Here is an 18,490-nt window from a genome sequence, read left to right as displayed (position 1 = left end):
CTGTCGGGGACCGGGCGGCGGCATCCATGGCGACGTTCATTGCGCCGGACCGCCTACCGCACGGGTGCGCTCGAGCGTAGCAACGGCCGACGTGCCAAGGCGGAACAGCACCGGGTCGGGATTGCGCACGGCGATCTTCACCGGGAAGCGCTGGGAAACGTGGACCCAGTTGATGCTGCGCTGGACACGCGGGAGCCCTTCGAGCACGAGGCCGCCGTCGTCGGGCAGCACACCGTAGCCGACCGAATCCACGACACCCGAGAAGCGCTTGTTGGTATCGGTCATCAGGTAGAGGGTGGCTGCCGTTCCTGCGCGCACGTTTTTGAGCTCCGTTTCGCGGAAGTTGGCGACCACGTACCACTGTTCCGTGTCGATCAGCGTAAAGACAGGCTTCAACGGCGAGGCGTACTGGCCGACGGTCGTGTGCAGCGACACGATGCGGCCGTCGAACGGCGCGCGAACTTCGGTGAACGCGACGTTCAACTCGGCAATCGCAATCTGCGCCTGGACCTCGGCGCGCTGCGCGACCAGCGCATCGACGCCGCTCACCGCGGCGTTGGCTTGCCGGGCCTGCAGCGCCGCGGCGTCGAGTTCCGCCTGCGCGGAACGTTGAGCCGTGCGTGCGCGATCGACTTCTTCCGCAGAAACATAACCCTGTCCGAGCAGAGGCTCGGTCCGGCGCAGCGTGTCGGCGGCCTGGGCTGCCACGGCGCGCGCGCGCTCGACCGCAGCCTTCACCGATTCGGCGTTGTATTGCTGCGCGTTTACCGAGCGCTGGGTCAGCTCGATCTGCTTGTCGAGCGCGACAAGGCGCGCGCTTGCTTGAGCGAGTGCGTCTTGATAAGGACGAGGATCGACGCGCAAAAGCAGATCGCCTTTCCTGACGGCCTGATTGTCGTGTACGGGAAGGTCCACGATCCGTCCGCTGACTTCCGGAACCACGTCGATAGTGTCGGCATACACATACGCGTCGTCGGTGCTGGGGGCGTGATCTTTGCGCCAGACGACGATGCAAAGCAGTGCGATGGCGATAAGGGCGATAATCGCCGCGGGCAGCCGTTTCGTGCGCAGCGGTGCGCGAGCGTTGTCAGTCATATGCGATACGCGCAGTCATAGAAAAGAAAAAACCGTCGATGCGAGCGACGAAAAGGCGGTCCCCAGGACGCAGTCAAGCCGCCAAAGCACTAACAGCGATGCTGCAGCGCCGGCGAGGACGATTGCGGCTGCGGTGCGCGTGGTGTTGCGAAAGGCGCGAGCGTCAGGTGTCATGGGCGAGCGCACCCTCAGCGGGAAAAGAAAATGAGCCAGGCTGCCGTCGCGAAGATGGCGGTCAGGGCCGGATAGCTGACGGCTACGGGCGACAGCGCCCCGCGCAAGTCGCGGCGGCCAAGCTCACGATGCACGATGATCGTTGCCGCGACGCCGCCCACGATGCAGAAAAGCCAGTCGGGAAAGGCAGCGCCAAAGAGCGGTAAGGATGGCGAAATCGCGCATCCGCCCAATGACAGCGATGCGCACGCCGACCAGGCAAGCCGTTTTGCAGTGGAAAGGGTCATGAATGAATCACAGGCATCGCAGACGATGCAAACGCGTTGAAGGGCGAGCCGGCGCGCAAGCAACCCCGCGTGCTGGTTGCGCTGCGGGCGCGGGGGGCCGGCAGGCTGATACTCAGCAAAAGCGACATCGGCGGGAAGCCTCTTGTCCCGAGCGCTTATCCTAGGCGGACAAAGGTGCATGGTAAATTGGCAAACGGCACAGGCCCGGTGTGTCATTTCACGAAACGGCCTACCGCCTCATTCTGTCCCCTGTGGTACGCATGCACTGACGACTCATGGCAGGACCCCCTTTGCTCATTACCGCTCCCCAGATCAGCCCGCGACTGCGCCAAGGGTTGACAGCCCTTGCTAACGACCCGCATGTGCCCATCGAGCGTGTGTACGCTTCGCTCATGAAACTGGAGGGCTATGAGGCGCTTCCACCCGCTATCCGCGACGACATATTCCAGTCCGTCGAGCAACTGGCGAGGCTGTGGTTCCGGCTCCTGCTGACGGGGAGCCAGCCCGCGGAACCTGTGAACGCGGACATCGAGGAATCAGCCCGTCGACGCGTTCACCAAAGCGTGCCACTGCAGGCGTTGCTACGCGCCACCCAGATTGGCGCGCGCGAAGTCTGGCAAGCCAGCGTGGAAGTGGCCGGTGAGGAAGTACACCTCGCGCGCGAGCTGGCGCTGACGGTGGCGCCGTTCCTTTTCGAGTTCTTCGAAGGTATCGCGCAGACCCTCGCGCAAGCATATGTCGAGGAGCAACGCCACCGCGCGAATTGGCGTGAGGCGAATCTTTACCAGCTGCATGCTGCGATCTTCCATTCTCCTGACGATCACGCGAGCTTCACAACGGCGATGAGCGCGCTGGGGCTCGACGCTTCGGTGCCGCGAATCGCGATCGCGCTCGATGCCGGGTTCGAAGCGCTCACGTCAGAAATCCGTCACCGCGAATCCGAGCGCTACGCGCTTGCCGTGTCGCGTCACTTCCGGATTGAGCGAGAGACGATCGTTCACGTGTGGCATCGTGGACGTGCAATCTTCTGGCTTCCGGGCCAGCGCGGAGATCTGGCTGCGCAAAGTGATCTCGCAGCGAGTCAATGCGCGCAAAACCTTGTGAGCGCGGAAGAGCGCCTTCGTGCGGTCGGCGTCGGTTTATTGAATGAAGGAGCCGCGGGATGGGCGGCCTCCGCCAACGAGGCCATTCGTGCGGCGGAGGTTTCGCTGCGCAGCGCAGACGGGGCGCGGGTCGCGCGATACTCTGACATCGCACTCGAAGAAACGGTGCGCACGGCCAGCGATGTGACGCGCTATCTCGTCTCGCTCGTCGAGCAGATCAGAACCGACTCGGATCTGCTGGCGACGCTGACCGCGTTCTATGCCAACGGCAGACGCCGCCGCCCGACGGCGGACGCGCTCGGCATTCATCTGAACACGCTCAACTACCGGCTGGAGCGCATCGAAAAGATGCTCGGCGCTTCGCTCGACGACGCGCAGTGGATCGCGCGGCTCGATATCGCGCTGAAACTGGCGCACGGCGCCGGGCGCGAGTAAAGGCGAAGCAGCGGTGGGTCGTGGCGCCCGGTGGCCTGCAGTCAGGCAAGGACGTCGCGAGCGACTTTCACTGCTCGGCGGTACACAGTCCCTAGCGGACGGCTTGCACTGCAGGAATACGTCAATGCTCTCGGATAGACGAATCAGTTGTCCCGGTCGACCGCAAACGCATAGTTTCCGTCATTTTGCGAAAGGCAATATTCCAGATTGTGACCTGAAATCCCGCTCGGCGCAGCGATACAATTTGCCTCGCCCCTTTGACTAAGGGAGCGGTCTTTTTTCATCTGTTTTTACGCGGCTTTCGGGCCGCGTTTTTTTTTGAAATGGGCGTTCGTATCATTCAAATTGACGCTTAGGCACGCCGCATTTTGCAAATTACATTCGCATAACTAATCACCTTTCGAAAAGATCAACGTCGCGCCGGGACTGTGCGGTGAGCGCGGAAAGCGGACTTTCTGGAGCGTTGAAGCAGAGACGGGAGTTGGCCGCGCCCCCTCCAACGCGGCGCCATTTGCTCCCCGCGCTGGCGAACGTGGCAATTAGGGGGAATGTCCCCACGACTATCTCGGGTCTGGCTCGGGTGCGTCAATAATGGCGGTGCGACATACTCGGTCCGATGGCGGCAGTTTTTTGGAAACTGCGTCGCTTGCGCATTGTGGCGGCCGTTTTGCTGCCGCTACATGCCAATGCCGGTCATGGGTTTCCGCTTATCGGGAATGCCAGGCAGGCTGTTAGCATTCCTTCCCCTCCAGCTTATTTTGCCGTCTGGCAGATTCGCGATGCTCAACCGCCACCGTCAGAAGCTTGGTGCCTGGCTCGGGATGCTTGCCATCCTGCTGAGCGTGTTCGCGCCGACGGTGTCCCAGGTGCTGCGCGGCGTGTATGGAGAGGTCGAGCATCACGCCCATCATGCGCATCACCATCAAGCGGCCGTCGAAGTCGCGCATGCCGGACATGCCATGCATCACCATGGTTCCGATTCGTCCTTTCAGTGCGACGCGTGCCCATATTGCGGACTGTTCGCACACTCTCCAGCCCTGCCTGGCGTGACCGTCGCATCGAGCGTCGTGCCGCTGCGTCCCTCCTTTCCGTCCCCCCTCATCGGCCCTGCGTTCCGTCCATATACGGTGCTGACGCCAGCCCAGCCGCGCGCTCCCCCTACCTGGTCCTGATCTTCGTCAACGTTTCTCAACCATTCCAGCAATGCCGATGACCGGCGTCGCTGCGTTGTCGCGCATCTTCGGGGCGCGGCCTGCAAGGACTTCCTGGTCCGCCTGCAGGCAGCCTGCAGGGCGCGTCACGACAATCTGATCAGGATCTGAAAATGCGAACCACGCCCAAACGTGCCGCCGCCGCGCTATGCGCGCTCGCGTCGTGCCTGCTTTCCGTTGACGCGTCGGCTCATGCAGTCGTCGGGGACCGGGTCTTTCCCGCCACGATGGCTGTCGATGACCCAGGCGTCGGCGACGAATTCAACCTGGAGTTCAGCCACATCAAGACGCCGGATAGCAACGGCGACGACATGAACGTGAATACCGTGTCGTACGAATGGGACAAACTGATCACGAAGAATCTCGCGTTCAGCATCGCGAGCAATTACACAAGCCTGAATTCACCAGATGGCAGCGCGAAGGGCTGGGACAATTTCACGCTCGGCGTCAAATATCTTGTTTACACGAACGCGCCGCACGAATTCATGGCGTCGGTCGGCCTGCTCGCCACACTCGGCGGTACCGGCGCCAGATCGATTGCGAACTCGTTTTCGACGTTCACCCCGACCGCTTATTTCGGCAAGGGCTTCGGCGACCTGCCGGCATCACTCGGTTACCTGCGGCCGCTCGCGATTACCGGCACGATTGGTCCCAACCTGACGACGGCGTCATCCGATAACGGTCCGAACTCGCTGGGCTGGGGCGTCACGCTCCAGTACAGCATTCCCTACTTGCAAACGCAGGTGAAGGACCTCGGGCTGCCCCAGCCGATCGGCAATCTGGTGCCGGTCGTCGAATTCCCGATGAGCACCTGCACGGCGGGCGCATGCTCAGGTCACACGACGGGGACGATTAACCCCGGCGTAATCTGGATCAACCGCTACGGCCAGTTCGGCATCGAGGCGCAGATTCCCGTCAATCGCGCGAGCGGTACGCATACGGGAATACTGTTGCAGGCTCACGTGTATTTCGACGATATCTTCCCTGACACTCTGGGCAAACCGCTCTTCGGACAATGAAAACCGCTCTGGTCCCCCTTTCGATGCGCGGCGCCGCCGCCGCGCTGGCGTTGACCCTCGCGCAACTCGCACACGCGCACGCGTACCCGACCCATCAGGCGCCAGCGGCCGGCTCGACCGTCCCCGTCTCGCGGAAGGACGTCGCAATCGATTTCGACGATGGCCTGGAGCCGGCCTTCAGTTCGATCAGCGTCACGGACGCCCATGGCGGCACCGTCACCAGTGGCAAGGCCGTGGTTGACCAGTCGAACATCAAGCACATGTCGGTGTCGCTGAATCCGCTGACTCCGGGTGTCTACACGGTCTCGTGGGTCGCTGTCGCTGCGGACGGGCATCGCACGCAGGGGCACTACACGTTCAAGGTGAAGTGATGATGGAGCCGCTCGTCGTCGCGCAGATCGCCCTCGCCGCCGTGCAGGACGTCCTGTTCGCGACTGCAGCCGGCTCGCTTGCGTGCGCCGTGCTGGAGAAGAGGAGCGGCTGACGGTCGAAGCGCTCGTTATGCAGGGCGTTCTCGCGAGCGCGGCCGTGCCCGGACATACGTCTCCAATGGCCGGCTGACGAAGTCAGGCTGCTGGTGAATGTTGGCAGGCTGATGGTGAGCCATGGGCAGCGTTCGCGCCGATGGTTGTATGAAATCCCACCGATGGTCATCGGTGGTGCACAGTCGTCCTCAATCAATCAAGCGATCATTTACCGAGCGAGCGCGTCGATTTAGTGACCGTATATCCCGGCCTGCTCGCGGAATGCTGGCAGGCCGGGGCGTCGCAGAGCGTCACACCATCAGAAGGTCACGACCGTCCGCAGTCCGGCCACGGCCTCGTTGCCGATGCGTGCACCGCTGTTGTTCGGATTGGGGATGCCGCCACCCGGATGGAAGATGTACTGGAGTTCGCCCTGCAACAGCCACCACGGCGCAACCTGATACTGGTACGTCGCCTCGATCACCGTTTCCGCCGAGCGCACGGGGTAGCCTGGCGTCTGGAGCGTTGCGATGTCACGGTCGAGCGCGCTCGCGCTCGAACTGACGTTCGCGTAGCTCACAGCGAGCCCGACCGAGTCGCTGTCCCGGCCCTTGAACGGCGCTTTCAGCACGACGCCCGCGTTGAGATTGAAGTCGAGCAGGTTACGGTCGCCCGGCGCGCCCATCACACGCGTGAAGACGCCGACCGATTGCGGGCTGTCGGCACTCGGGCGCCACACCATCTGGTCTGCAATGGCATAAATGCTGAAGTTGCCGCGATGCGTCGCCGGCACGCCATTCGACGCGGAGCTCGCGAGCGAGATGCCGTTTGTATCGAGGTGCTGATCCGCGAAGTGATTGTTGTTGTACCAGAAGCCCAGCTTGTAGGTGCCGGGCAGGCCGCCCGGCTGTGTTGCGCCGGAACCTCCTGCCGGTGGCTGATTGATCGCGTACTGGACCTCGCCGATCATCATGACGCCGTTGTGCAGGTTGAACTGGGTGCCGCTGGCGTTGAACTGCTGCGGGTCGCCGTTGCCCGGCGCGGGGTTGCCGTCGAAGATGCCGCCGAGAATCGTCATCGAATCACTCGGCTTGAACCGCAGGCGCACGCCAAGCGACGATAGCGGGTACGCGGGGCCGCCCGCAGGGAGGTCGGTGGCAGCCAGCACGGGCCAGCCGAATGTCGCGTTCGCAAACGTGCTGCCGTACTGGCTGATGATGAATTCCTGATCAAGGCTTTGTTGGCCGATCTTGACGTCGAACCTGTCGCCGAACGCCTGCTGGTACCAGAGTTCCCACAAACGCGTCGACGCTTCGGCCTCGACGCCGCTCACGGCCTGCAGCGCATTCAGGCGTGCCGCCGTGATGCCGTGCCCGTGAATCTGCAAGGCATCGACGAAGAAGGTGCCGCCCTTGAGGCCGAACGCCTTGTCGGTATCCACGTTAAGGCCAAACTGTGTGGCGCCGTTGTATGAAGCGCCCTTCGAAAGACCGCCGGAGAAGTTACCGTAAAGCTCGCTTGTTTCCTGCGCGTTAAACGTGACGCCGTGGTCGCCCAGGAACGTGCGCAGTCCGCCCATGTCACCGAGCAGGTTCGAGCGCTCCCAGAGTCCGGTGGGCGCGGGGGCGGCGTCGGCCGGTGCGGCGTTTGCATCTGCGTTCGTGGCTGCCGCAGGGTCCTGGTCCGCGGATGTGGGAGCGGGTGACTGCGACTGTGCGTAAGCCGGATCGGTTGTGCCGGCGGCCAGCGCAATTAACAGCACCGCGGTGGCGCAAACCGGTTTAATGCGCGAGGACGGGTGGAGGAGGCGTCGCGTGCTAATGCCATTGTCGTTTTGTGTGGGCATGCCAAAGGAGATCATTTTTGCTTTCTTCTGGGAAACGAACTGATGAATGAGCGACGCCGAGGCAGGAACGTGTTCGGCGTCAACTCGCCACAAGGCGGCAGGTTTGTGGAGTCGTACTCGCGACGGCCCGCTCAGGCGGGCCACGAGGTACTGCCGGTGTTACGTTTTGACGTTGTCCAGAGGGCCGCGACCGAGGCGTCGCGTCGCACTGCGTGAACTGGGCGGGCGTCTGGGTGCCCCCAGAGCTGGCCTGGTCCGTCAAGTTCGTGGCGCGGTGCGATGGCCAGCGTCGCACGCAAGTAAGTGCGTGAGACGCGAAGAAAGCGTTCGATATGCATGGTTCAACTCCCGTCGAGCCCGGCGAGACCGGGCAACGTTCGATAAGCGACACGCCGTCAGCGCAGTCAAGCGCTGTCGGTGTTCTTAAGCAAAAAAGGGAGCGAGCTACAGTTAGACCGAAGAGGCGGTCCAGAAGAAGCGCGCTGACCCGACAATCGGAGTCAGCGGCAGGAAGGAAAGTCCGGCGTCGCTAACGCGCGATTGCAGTCTGGGTGCCGGCACAGGCCGGCGTACAAGATCGACTACTAGAGCTTGCGTCCACGAAGGACTCTCCTGTTTCTAAGACAGGGCGGATTCTATGCGCGCCCTCTGTGAACGTGCAAGCAGAAATTGTCACGCAGTGCTTAGTAGCTTCAACAGGGATGCCGAACGCACACCACCCTCGGGCAACGGTCTGCACTGCACGAATGCGAAACGAAGAGTTATGCAAATGATTTGCATCCACCGCAGTAACAGATTCGAAAGAAAAATCTTTGAAATAGTCGTTGACTCGGCTTGCGCGTCGTCACTAGAATTCGCCTGTTTCCACGAAAGGGGCATTTGCCTTGGACAGTTGTAGTAGTCGACCTTCGAATCGTTTTTCTGCCTGACCGGCACGACGCCCGCCTGGATTCTTCCTTAGCCGCCGTCCTGCCAGCAGGCAGACGGTGCGCGCCGCAGTAGTTTTCGCAGTTTTTCCCGCGCATCTCTTCGATTGGCCGCCGTCGTTGACGCGCGTGCTGTCACGCACGTTCGTCAACGCGACTCCGCGCGTCGGGCCATTGGCTCGCGACGCCGCTCGTTCACGCCGTTTTCGCGCAAGCAATTGCGTGCCGGAACCGGCGTGCGGTTAAACACGTCCGTCAAACATGAACCGGACCCAAATGAAAGTGGAGCTCACGATGCCCGACCCTGAGCCTTGTTCCTGTACGACACAGCACGCGTTCTCGCCGAACGCCGCTCACTTCGCCTGACATCTGGCCGCACACGTTCCTCCATCACGCCCGAGCGCATCGGCGCGCGTGGACTGAAACGAGAGCAGGCCTGGTCAAAGGCGCCACGTTTCAAGTTACTGGAGGAATCACCATGCACTTCGCACTCCTCGTTTCGCAACTTCCGCACGTCGAAGAAGCTCGCTCGCACTACAACGGCATGCTCGCGCTCGACGCCCGTTCGCACGCATCGACCGGCGTAGTCGCTGCCATCTGGACGGCGCTCAAACAGCTCGCTCGCTGACACGGCCGGGCGTGGCCGACTGTCTGCCCACTGCATCAATACCGGCAGGCGGCAGGGCAGTGCCACGCCTCAATCATCGATTTCAAGCAGTACTGCCAAGGAATAACTAAAAAATGTCTACCACTCCCGCAAACCTCACGCAACGTCGGAGTGCCGTGCTCGACGACGCGCACGTGGGCGATATCAAAGGCGCTCTCGGCACGATCGCCCGCCACGACACCGCCCCTCGTAGCAACTGGATGGCGCGCCTGCGCACGCTGCTGGCCATTCTCGGCCCCGGCCTCATTGTCATGGTCGGCGATAACGACGCCGGCGCCTTCGGCACCTATACGCAGGCCGGGCAGAACTACGGCACGTCGCTGCTCTGGACGCTCGCGCTGCTGATCCCCGTTCTCTACGTGAATCAGGAAATGGTCCTGCGCCTCGGCGCCGTGACCGGCGTCGGTCACGCGCGCCTCATCTTCGAACGCTTCGGCAAGTTTTGGGGCGCCTTCAGCGTCATCGATCTTTTTCTGCTCAATGCGCTCACGATCGTCACCGAGTTCATCGGCATTACGTTTGCGCTCGACTTTCTCGGCGTCTCGAAGGTACTCGGCGTTTGCATCGCCGCGGTTCTGACGATGGCGGCGGTCAGTACGGGCGACTTCCGGCGCTTCGAACGCTTCGCGATCGTGTTGTGCCTGTTGAGCCTCCTGCTGATCCCGGTGCTCGTTTCGATCCACCCGCCTGTGGGCGTCATCGCGCGTGACTTCTTCGTGCCGACCTGGCCGGCGAATTCGAAGCTCTCCGATGTGATGCTGCTCGTGATCGGCATCGTCGGCACGACCGTCGCGCCGTGGCAGCTATTCTTTCAACAGAGCTACGTGATCGACAAGCGCATCACGCCGCGCTTCATGAAGTACGAAAAGGCGGACCTCTGGATCGGTATCGCGTTCGTGATCGTCGGCGCTGTGGCGATGATGGCCTTCACCGCCGCGCTCTTTGACGGCAAGCCCGAGTTCGGCAACTTCACCGACGCGGGTGGCGTGATTGCAGGTTTGCACAAATACGTCGGACAGACGTCGGCCACGATCTTCGCCGTCGCGCTGCTCGACGCGTCGATCATCGGCGCTGCCGCGGTCTCGCTATCGACGGCCTATGCGGTTGGCGACGTCTTCAAGGTCAAGCACTCGCTGCACCGCAGCGTGCTCGACGCGAAGGGCTTCTATCTCGTCTACTTCGGCATCATCGCGCTCGCGGCCGCCCTCGTGCTGATACCCGGCAGCCCGCTTGGCCTCCTGACCGAGGCTGTGCAAACGCTGGCTGGCGTGCTGCTGCCGAGCGCAACGGTGTTCTTGTTGCTGCTCTGCAATGACAAAGCGGTGCTTGGCCCGTGGGTGAATTCGAAGAAGCTGAACGTGTTCACGGGTGCAGTGATTGCCGTGCTCGTCGTGCTGTCGATCATCCTGACGGCGGCCACCGTGTTTCCGGACATCAGCGGCGCGGCGATCGTCAAGATTCTCGTGGGCGGTTGTGGAATTGCCGTGGCCGTGTACGCCGCGGTGGAACTCACGCGCAAATCGCGCGGCGCGGATGTCACCCAGGATGCATTGCCGCTCAACAAGCCAGCGCTCAAGGAGTTGCGCGACACGTGGCGCATGTCGCCGCTCGAAGACCTGCCGGCGCCGCAGCACCTGACGCTGTCGACACGCGTGTGGATGGGCGTGCTGCGCACCTACCTCGTCGTCGCAGTGGGTCTCGTGATCGTGAAGGTCGTGCAGATGGCCATTCACTAAAGTAAGTACACGGGGCAGGCGCAGGTCTGCCCCATTTTAGGAATGTGCGGCGCACGAATTTGCGTGTACGCGTGTGCGCGGGCACGTGGGCATACATGCTGCGCCTTCGATCTGCTAGAAAACCGTCGGTGCTCGAATTCCCACTTCGTTGAATTCCCTCACCGGTGTCTGAAGGAAATCGGAGCTACGAAGACGGCGAGTCACTCGAAACCCAGAATCACCCGGGCAATGATCCTCTTAAAAGCCCTTTTAAGCATGGTGCGAACAGGCTCGTGAAGGCCTTCTTTCACCTTGGTAACCAGCATCGCGGCGATAATGGGTTCCAGTCGGTGAAGATATTTTTCAGAAACGTCGAGCAAGCGGGTGGCGGTGATCAATGTGGACGCGGTTGCCAATTTCATGACTATCTTATCTAAACTATCTTTTCTAAATCCGCTCGTAGTGCCTCATGTTGACGACCGGTCGTTCGCGGTTGACGTTCATCGCGTCATGAACTGGCATCGTCGTTTTCTCAAGCAAACGGCATAGGGCATGGATCGTCGAGAAATGCACCTTTCGGTTTCGAGCGAACGGCTGCACGAAGTTCCGTGTGCCGGGTATTGCACGCCCGGTGAAGAGACTCAGGCGGGAGCAATGTTCTGATTCAGGCGGAAGACGTTGTCTGGATCGTACTGGCGTTTGATGGAAGCCAGCCGCGCATAGTTGCCGCCATAAGCTTCCTTCACGCGTTCGTTGCCTTCATCGCCGAGGTTGTTTGCATAGACGCCTCCGGATGAATACGGCCTTAGCGCGTCCCATATGCTGCGCGCCCATTGGACGTTCGCCGCATCTTCGGCTGCATCGTCCCAGATCGCGACGGGAAAGCAGTCAAAGCTGGCGTCGCGATGCGGGTAGGCGGTCGCGGACCCGGCGACGCGGGCAATGGCTCCCCCAACATGCTGAAACACCAGCAACGATGACAACGAAGGCGAACGTTCATAGGCGCCCAATACCGCGTCGATCGCGCCATCGTCGATCTCTCTCAGGAACTGCGCCTTCCAGTAGTACCTCCGGCCCCGCGGAAACACACTGTCGCCGTTCGATTGAATCTGGAGGTAGGGCAGACGCTCGAGGCGGCGGTCGACGGGTGAGCCGGACTCCATCAGTGCCTCGAGAACCTGTCGACCGGACTCGGGCGCGCCGACATAGCAAGCCGATATGCTGAGGAATCGCTCGCCGGAAGGATTGGTAACGAGTGCAGCATCTGCGCTCACCTCATCCGGCGCATTGCGCGCAAACCGGTCGTAAGCGCGCAATGCGGCGCGTGCCTGCTCGAACGGGTATAGCAAAGAGCCGACGAGCAACTCGGGATCCAGCGGGTGCAGCCGCAAGTGAAAAGCCGTCGCTATGCCGAAGTTGCCTCCGCCGCCCCGGACGGCCCAAAACAGGTCGGAATGTTCGCTGTCGTTCGCGAGCCGTTGCTGCCCGTCCGCAGTGACCATTTCGACGGCGACGAGGTTGTCGCAAGTGAGTCCGTATTTGCGGCCGAGCTTGCCGAACCCGCCGCCCAACGTCAGGCCGGCAAGGCCCGTGTCGCTGATAACGCCCGTTGTCGTCGCGAGGCCGTGGGCCATCGTGGCCCGATCGAACTCACCGAGGTTGAGGCCGGCCTCTGCGCGCACCACCCGCCGATCGGCGTCGAGGTCGATCTGCTTCATCCGGGAGAGGTCGATAACAATACCGGCATCGCAGACCGAAAGGCCCGCCACGTTGTGACCGCCGCTACGCACCGCAACCCGCGCATCGATCGACCTGGCAAAGCGCACGGCTGCGACCACGTCGTCGGCGTCAGCACAATAGATGATCATCGCCGGCCGCTTGTCGACTGTCCCGTTCCACACCCGGCGCGCCTCGTCGTAGTTAGGATCGCGAGGCATGACCAGCGTGCCGTGGAGCGTGCCACGCAATTGCTCGAGCTCACGCGAGGCAGCGTGGCTTTCGCCCCTGAAGATATCTGACGACGCTGTTTCGGTGCTCATCTTGCCTCCTTCATGCTCGCTAGCGCTGAAGCCGAAATTCAAGTTCGGTCGCTTGATGGTTGCACTTCCCACGCGTCGAAGCAAAATGAAAGAATTCAGCTTTCAGATGAGAAAACTTCATCTAGACTGAACAGATGCGAAAGTTGCCTCCTCTGCGTTCGCTGCAGGCGTTCGAGGCGGTTGCGCGGCATCGCAGTTTCAAGGATGCCGCGGAAGAGCTCAACGTGACGCCGACGGCCCTGAGTCACCAGATCCGCACGCTGGAGGAAGCGTGTGGCCGGCAACTCTTTGCGCGTCGGCCGCGACCCATTCGACTCACTGCTGCCGGGCAACTTTTGTATCCGCCGCTGCGCAGGGGATTCGATTCATTCGCGGATGCACTCTCCACGGTCGCGGAAATGGGTGGCACGACCGCGCTACGGATCACCAGTCCGAACGCCTTCGCGAGTCGCTGGCTGGTTCCGCGGCTGTCGCAATGGCACGAATCTCACTCCGATATTCCGCTGCAGATTATCGGTACCGATGCGGTCCTCGACCTGGACGCGGGCGAAGCAGACGTCGCGATACGCTACGCACGCGCGGCGCCAATAGGTCTGATTTGTAAGGAGATCGCGCGAGATGCGTTCTACCCTGTCGCTAGCCCGGGCCTCCTTGGGGCAGAAAATACACGCCCAATTGCGGCGATGGACCTGCTTCGATTTCCTCTGATCCATTACGAGTGGACGAACGGAGATCCCGAGGCACCTTGCTGGCCGCGCTGGTTTTCGGCTTACGGTGTTCCGGTTTCCGCATTCACGCCTCTTCGCAGCAAGCGTGATTTGAGCTTTCGGGAAGAGCTCCATGCGATTGACGCTGTGCTTGCCGGTCAGGGAATCGCTCTGTGCAGCGACATCGTACTGGAGCAGGCATTGCTGAGCGGCGCGCTCGTGAAAGTGCTGCCCTTTGCGTTAGCTGGCTACGGCTTCTATGTCGCCCATCTCGCGGAGCATGCGACGTCCAGTGCAGTCCGCACCTTTGTACAGTGGCTCGCCTCCGCGCGTCGCGCTTAGGAGCGGCGACTTTCCTGCGCGAGCAGCAGATTGCAGCACGATTTGAGGAGCTGGCCCATGTCAAGGGCGACGAGGCATGGAGGCAGATTCATTGTGGGCATACTGCAGAAATGCACTCACCACACGCGAGTGTTCGTGCCGGCGGTAAAGCAGGGCGATTTCCGAAAGAATGGGCTTGCCGGTCAGTGGCCGGTAGACCACGCCGGGCAGCGTGACGCAAGCACACAGTGAGCCGGGAACAATGGCCACCGTATTGCCGAGCGACACGCTCGCGACTACCGCGACCAGTGGGCCCGGCCGCAACTCGATCTGAGGCGAAAAGCGTCCGCGCCGAGCCACTTCGAGCGTGCCGAATTCCTGCTCGGGCACCGCGAACCGTGCATTACGCAACTGCTGCGGCGCAATACCTTTCTGTGCAGCCAGCGGGGAGTCTTCCGGTAGTGCGACGACGAATTCGTCCTGATACACGCGGCTGGCTTGCAGTTCTTCGGACCAGGACATCGGAGGCCTGACGTAGGCAACGTCGAGTTGCCGGCCGACGAGGCGACACGGAACGGCGGGTCCGATGGAACAGCCGGAACTGGAGCAGGCGTTCTGCATCCTGTATCTGCTTGGTGAGCGAAGGCGGGGCGATTCCCAACTCTTCGGCTGCGCGTGCGAAATGCAGGTGCCGGGCAGGTCACTGGGAAGTGATGACTGGCCTTCCCCCCCTTTACCTGACGGGTACGCAACTCACGTTCGTCCGCGCTGAATTGCTGGGGGAAGTTGATGTGACGACGAGCATCCTGGATGTGGCTGAACCTATTCCCCCTCATTAGGGGGATTTCACCCTTCAAAGCGACAAGAATTGGTTGTCATGGCGCGACATGAATTGGTGAACTCTACAGTTGTTGTTCAAACCGCCGACTCATCCCCAACGCACGATAGCAATCTCCCCACCCGATGCCGCACAGGATTCACCTCAGTCCCCACTCCCCGCGAGCGAGAACCGCCCAATCACTTCGCGTAGCGCGCTCGCCTGGTCGTTCAGCGACTGAGCCGCCGCTGCCGCCTCTTCGACGAGCGCGGCGTTCTGCTGCGTGACCTTGTCGATCTGGCTCACCGCCGTATTGACCTGGTTGATGCCTTCGCTTTGCTCCCGCGATGCATGGCTGATCTCGCGCAGGATGTCGTTGACCTGCCGCACCGCCTGATCGATTTCGCCCATGGTGGTGCCTGCTGTAGCCACCTGCACGGCGCCTTGCTGGACCGTATTCGCCGACGACTCGATCAGTTGCTTGATTTCCCGCGCTGCCGTCGCCGAGCGCTGTGCGAGGTTGCGCACCTCGGAGGCCACGACGGCGAAGCCGCGGCCCTGCTCGCCGGCGCGGGCGGCCTCGACGGCCGCATTGAGGGCGAGGATGTTGGTCTGGAACGCAATGCTGTCGATGACGGTGATGATTTCGTTGATCTTGCTCGAACTCGCCGAGATCGCTTCCATGGTTTGTTCGACCTGCTTAACAACGCTGGTGCCGCGCGAAGCGATATCGGCGGCGTCATCGGCGAGCCTGGCCGCGACCGTCGCGCTTTCGGCGTTGCTGCGAACATTCTCCGTCATTTGATTCATGCTCGATGCCGTCTCGAGCAGCGCCGCAGCTTGCTGCTCTGTGCGCTGCGATAGATCGATGTTGCCGGCCGCGATCTCGGCCGAGCCGAGTGCGATGCTTTCGGCACTCGCGCGTACACCTGTCATCGCAGTCTCGAGGCCAACCCGCATTTTCTCGAGCGCGTACATCAGGCTGCCGGTGTCGCCAGGCGCGACGACCACGCGCACGCCGAGGTTGCCGTCGGCCACCCGATGCGCGGTCTGCACGGCGGACTCGATCTCGCCGCCGATAGCACGGCGCGCGCTGCGCAGCGCCAGCGACATGACGAGCGTCGCGAGACCTCCGAGCACCGCGATGCCGGCCAGCCAGCGAATAGCGCAAGCCACCACCGTCTCGCGGATGTCGTCCACGTAGGCGCCGGTGAACAAGATCCAGTTCCAGTCGCCGATCCGCCGCGAGTAGGCGAGTTTCTCGATGGGCGTGGAGCCGCCGGGCTTGGGCCAGTAGTAGGAGACGAAGCCGCCTTGCGGATCGCTGGCGGCCGCGATGAGGTCAGTGTAGAAGCGCTTGCCGTTGGTATCGGCCATTGCCGCCATGCTCTTGCCGGTAATTTCCGGCTTGAGCGGATTCACGACGATCACCGCGTGCGGGTCGCAGACCGTGATGTACCCGTCCTTTCCGTAGCGCAGAGACGCAATCACGGCGATCGCCTGCCTTTTCGCTTCGTCCTCGCTGATCACCTGACGCGCGGCTTCGTCATGAAAACGGGTGACTGCGCTCGTCGCCTCGTCGATGAGCGTCGTGAGTTGCAGCCGTCTTTCGGCGAGGATGGCAGTGCGCGTCTGCCAGATACCGATTGCCGCGATGAGTAGCAGACCGATCCAGAGCACGACGATCGTCGATGTGAGCTTCTGGTTGAGCGTGCGCGATGCGCGCTCGCGAGTTGAGACCATAGACATGGAAAATGAATACCTTGGTATTGCGTTCGTCCGGGAATGGCTGCGGGGCGCGAAGCCAGCTAGTGCAGTACGCTTTAACGACGGATGCCGCGATGGCTTTAGCGGCGATAACCAAAACGTTGTGCAGATGAGACGCCTTTGCGCTGGCGGGAAGCGACGCTAGCGGATCGAACAGTACGCTCGTTCTATTGCTCGATGGTCCTTGCAGGCTGGGTTCGCGTCCATCGAATTTTGTTTTCTTCGATGCACCCAGCTTCGTATCGCAATAACTAAAATAGATGGCTAATTCGCCTCTTCGCATATCCCCGGCAGGCGATGCGTAATAGCATAACGACGCTGATCGGCTTCGGTCCCGTCAGTACGAGGCAGCGCAGGTATCTCATTCCCCCTAACCGGGCGACGCTTGTGTCACGGACCTCACACGGAGCGCTCCGGCCAACGGCAGGTTCGCCCGCCCACGAAATCCCAACCTACAAACGCACGCGAATGTGCCGACCCCATGGATGGGACCGCGCATCGACGTGCCCGCAATAGTCGGCCGCCAGACGGCCGTCATAGCTGCAGGAGAGACAGTCATGCTGAAGTGGTACACCGAGTTGACCAAGGGCGAGAAGCGCACTTATTGGGCGTGCTTCAGTGGCTGGGGGCTCGATGCGATGGATACCCAGATGTACGCGCTCGCCATTCCCACGCTGCTCGCGGTCTGGGGCATGACGCGTGGCCAGGCCGGCATTCTCGGTACGACCGTGCTGATCATGGCTTCGCTCGGCGGCTGGATCGCCGGCATTCTCGCGGACCGCTACGGACGCGTGCGGGTGCTGCAGATCACGATCCTGTGGTTCTCCGCGTTCACGTTGCTTTCCGCGTTCACGAATTCGTTCTGGCAGCTGATGATTACGCGCGGGCTGCAAGGCCTGGGTTTCGGCGGTGAATGGGCCGTGGGCGCCGTGCTCATCAGCGAAACGATCCGCCCGCAGGTACGCGGCCGCGCCGTCGGCTCGCTGCAGGCGGGCTGGGCGGTCGGCTACGGTATCGCAGTGCTGCTCTCGACGCTGCTTTTCAGCACGCTCGAACCCTCGCTCGCATGGCGCGTGTTGTTTGCCATCGGTCTCGTGCCGACCTTGCTCGTGCTGTGGATTCGCCGCCATATCAAGGAAGCGCCGGTTTTCGAGCAGACGCGTCGCGCGAATGCCGCAGATCGCCCGAGCATCTGGGCCGTGTTCGAAGCGCCGACGCGCGTAACGACGCTCAAGGCCATTCTGTTGACGTTCGGCATTTACGGCGGCAACTACGTGATGATCACGTGGCTGCCCGCGTATCTGAAGCTTGCGCTGCATCTCTCGATCGCGAATGTGGGCGGCTATCTGGCCATCAACATTCTCGGCTCGTTTTCGGGCGCGTTCCTCAACGGCTGGATGGCGGACCGATTCGGCCGCCGCCGCACGTTCATCGTGATCGCGTGCCTTCAGGCGGTCGCTGTGGCGACCTATACGCTCGCGTCGATCACGCTGCCGGTAACGCTCGTCCTGGGCTTCGTGCTGGGCACCTTGCAGTCGGGCACGGCAGCGGGGACGGGCGCCTATCTCGCGGAGCTGTTCCCCACCCGCATCCGCGCCTCGGCGCAGGGGCTGTGCGGTAACGCGGGCCGCGCAATCGGCGCGATCATGCCGACCATGGTCGGCTTGTTCAGCGCGAAACTCGGTCTCGGCGCGGCAATGGGGATTTGCGCGTGCGTGTCGTATCTGCTGGTCGTCACCGCTGCGTTGCTGCTGCCCGAAACGCGTGGCCGCGACCTCGCTGAAGTCACGCAAGCGAGCGACGAAGAAAGCGTGGGCGAGGAGCGCGAGTTGGGCAACGTACGTTGAAGTGACGTAGCTGAATCGCGGCTGCCAGTGCCGCAGGCGCAATCCGAATC

At 62.1% G+C, this 18,490-nt stretch carries 15 protein-coding genes and 1 pseudogene; 8 read left to right on the top strand and 8 right to left on the bottom strand.

What is annotated here, in order from left to right; genetic code table 11:
- Nucleotides 1-36: 36 nt before the first annotated feature.
- Nucleotides 37-1,095, bottom strand: coding sequence for a multidrug transporter subunit MdtN (gene mdtN, locus AB4Y42_RS20575; RefSeq protein ID WP_368695162.1), 1,059 nt, complete (start codon nt 1,093-1,095; stop codon nt 37-39).
- A 188-nt stretch (nt 1,096-1,283) separates the two neighbouring features.
- Nucleotides 1,284-1,619, bottom strand: a complete 336-nt coding sequence (locus tag AB4Y42_RS20570) for a YtcA family lipoprotein (RefSeq protein ID WP_368695161.1) — start codon at nt 1,617-1,619, stop codon at nt 1,284-1,286.
- Nucleotides 1,620-1,846: 227 nt separating this feature from the next.
- On the opposite strand from AB4Y42_RS20570, the gene AB4Y42_RS20565 reads away from it, so the two are divergent.
- Nucleotides 1,847-3,094: a PucR family transcriptional regulator gene (locus tag AB4Y42_RS20565; RefSeq protein WP_368695160.1), complete on the top strand. Its 1,248-nt coding sequence runs from the start codon at nt 1,847-1,849 to the stop codon at nt 3,092-3,094.
- 731 nt (nt 3,095-3,825) lie between these two features.
- Here the strand turns inward: AB4Y42_RS20565 and AB4Y42_RS20560 are convergent.
- Nucleotides 3,826-4,065, bottom strand: a complete 240-nt coding sequence (locus AB4Y42_RS20560) for a hypothetical protein (RefSeq protein WP_368692071.1) — start codon at nt 4,063-4,065, stop codon at nt 3,826-3,828.
- Here AB4Y42_RS20560 and AB4Y42_RS20555 point away from each other — a divergent pair.
- The 3 genes from AB4Y42_RS20555 to AB4Y42_RS20545 all read left to right on the top strand — a co-directional run bounded on the left by AB4Y42_RS20555 (nt 3,952) and on the right by AB4Y42_RS20545 (nt 5,695).
- Nucleotides 3,952-4,266, top strand: coding sequence for a DUF2946 domain-containing protein (locus tag AB4Y42_RS20555; protein WP_368692068.1), 315 nt, complete (start codon nt 3,952-3,954; stop codon nt 4,264-4,266). The two genes, AB4Y42_RS20560 and AB4Y42_RS20555, sit on opposite strands and share 114 nt — an antisense overlap.
- 152 nt (nt 4,267-4,418) lie before the next feature.
- Nucleotides 4,419-5,324 (top strand): hypothetical protein, encoded by a 906-nt coding sequence (locus AB4Y42_RS20550; protein ID WP_368695159.1) that lies wholly within the window; start codon nt 4,419-4,421, stop codon nt 5,322-5,324.
- Nucleotides 5,321-5,695 carry a copper resistance protein CopC gene (locus AB4Y42_RS20545; RefSeq protein WP_368692038.1) on the top strand — a complete coding sequence of 125 codons (375 nt, stop codon included), beginning with the start codon at nt 5,321-5,323 and terminating at the stop codon, nt 5,693-5,695. Before AB4Y42_RS20550 ends, AB4Y42_RS20545 begins: the two co-directional genes overlap by 4 nt.
- A gap of 412 nt (nt 5,696-6,107) precedes the next feature.
- On the opposite strand, the gene AB4Y42_RS20540 is transcribed toward AB4Y42_RS20545, so the two are convergent.
- The gene (locus tag AB4Y42_RS20540) at nt 6,108-7,634 is read right to left on the bottom strand and encodes a carbohydrate porin (RefSeq protein WP_368695158.1); all 1,527 of its coding nucleotides are present in this window, start codon (nt 7,632-7,634) and stop codon (nt 6,108-6,110) included.
- A gap of 1,404 nt (nt 7,635-9,038) precedes the next feature.
- On the opposite strand from AB4Y42_RS20540, the gene AB4Y42_RS20535 reads away from it, so the two are divergent.
- Together AB4Y42_RS20535 and AB4Y42_RS20530 are read left to right on the top strand one after the other, a co-directional pair.
- A complete protein-coding gene (locus AB4Y42_RS20535) occupies nt 9,039-9,188 on the top strand; it encodes a hypothetical protein (protein WP_368692036.1) in 150 nt (49 codons plus the stop codon).
- Between the two features lie 113 nt (nt 9,189-9,301).
- Complete coding sequence (locus AB4Y42_RS20530; RefSeq protein WP_368692035.1) at nt 9,302-10,963, top strand: Nramp family divalent metal transporter; 1,662 nt, start codon at nt 9,302-9,304, stop codon at nt 10,961-10,963.
- 200 nt (nt 10,964-11,163) lie between these two features.
- On the opposite strand, the gene AB4Y42_RS20525 is transcribed toward AB4Y42_RS20530, so the two are convergent.
- Nucleotides 11,164-11,364, bottom strand: coding sequence for a hypothetical protein (locus AB4Y42_RS20525; protein ID WP_368692034.1), 201 nt, complete (start codon nt 11,362-11,364; stop codon nt 11,164-11,166).
- A gap of 219 nt (nt 11,365-11,583) precedes the next feature.
- Nucleotides 11,584-12,981, bottom strand: a complete 1,398-nt coding sequence (locus AB4Y42_RS20520) for an FAD-binding oxidoreductase (protein WP_368695157.1) — start codon at nt 12,979-12,981, stop codon at nt 11,584-11,586.
- Nucleotides 12,982-13,115: 134 nt separating this feature from the next.
- On the opposite strand from AB4Y42_RS20520, the gene AB4Y42_RS20515 reads away from it, so the two are divergent.
- Nucleotides 13,116-14,030 (top strand): LysR substrate-binding domain-containing protein, encoded by a 915-nt coding sequence (locus tag AB4Y42_RS20515; protein ID WP_368692032.1) that lies wholly within the window; start codon nt 13,116-13,118, stop codon nt 14,028-14,030.
- A gap of 60 nt (nt 14,031-14,090) precedes the next feature.
- Here AB4Y42_RS20515 and AB4Y42_RS20510 read toward each other — a convergent pair.
- Together AB4Y42_RS20510 and AB4Y42_RS20505 are read right to left on the bottom strand one after the other, a co-directional pair.
- A pseudogene (locus AB4Y42_RS20510) lies at nt 14,091-14,697 on the bottom strand (LysR family transcriptional regulator).
- Nucleotides 14,698-14,991: 294 nt separating this feature from the next.
- The gene (locus AB4Y42_RS20505) at nt 14,992-16,575 is read right to left on the bottom strand and encodes a methyl-accepting chemotaxis protein (protein WP_368695156.1); all 1,584 of its coding nucleotides are present in this window, start codon (nt 16,573-16,575) and stop codon (nt 14,992-14,994) included.
- Nucleotides 16,576-17,150: 575 nt separating this feature from the next.
- On the opposite strand from AB4Y42_RS20505, the gene AB4Y42_RS20500 reads away from it, so the two are divergent.
- The gene (locus AB4Y42_RS20500) at nt 17,151-18,440 is read left to right on the top strand and encodes an MFS transporter (protein WP_368695155.1); all 1,290 of its coding nucleotides are present in this window, start codon (nt 17,151-17,153) and stop codon (nt 18,438-18,440) included.
- The last annotated feature ends 50 nt before the right edge of the window (nt 18,441-18,490 follow it).

It is taken from the genome of Paraburkholderia sp. EG286B (assembly GCF_040965655.1).
In the GTDB taxonomy this organism is placed as follows: Bacteria; Pseudomonadota; Gammaproteobacteria; order Burkholderiales; family Burkholderiaceae; genus Paraburkholderia.
Note: the sequence above shows the minus strand (reverse complement) of the source record. Positions and strands in the feature narration are given on the sequence as shown.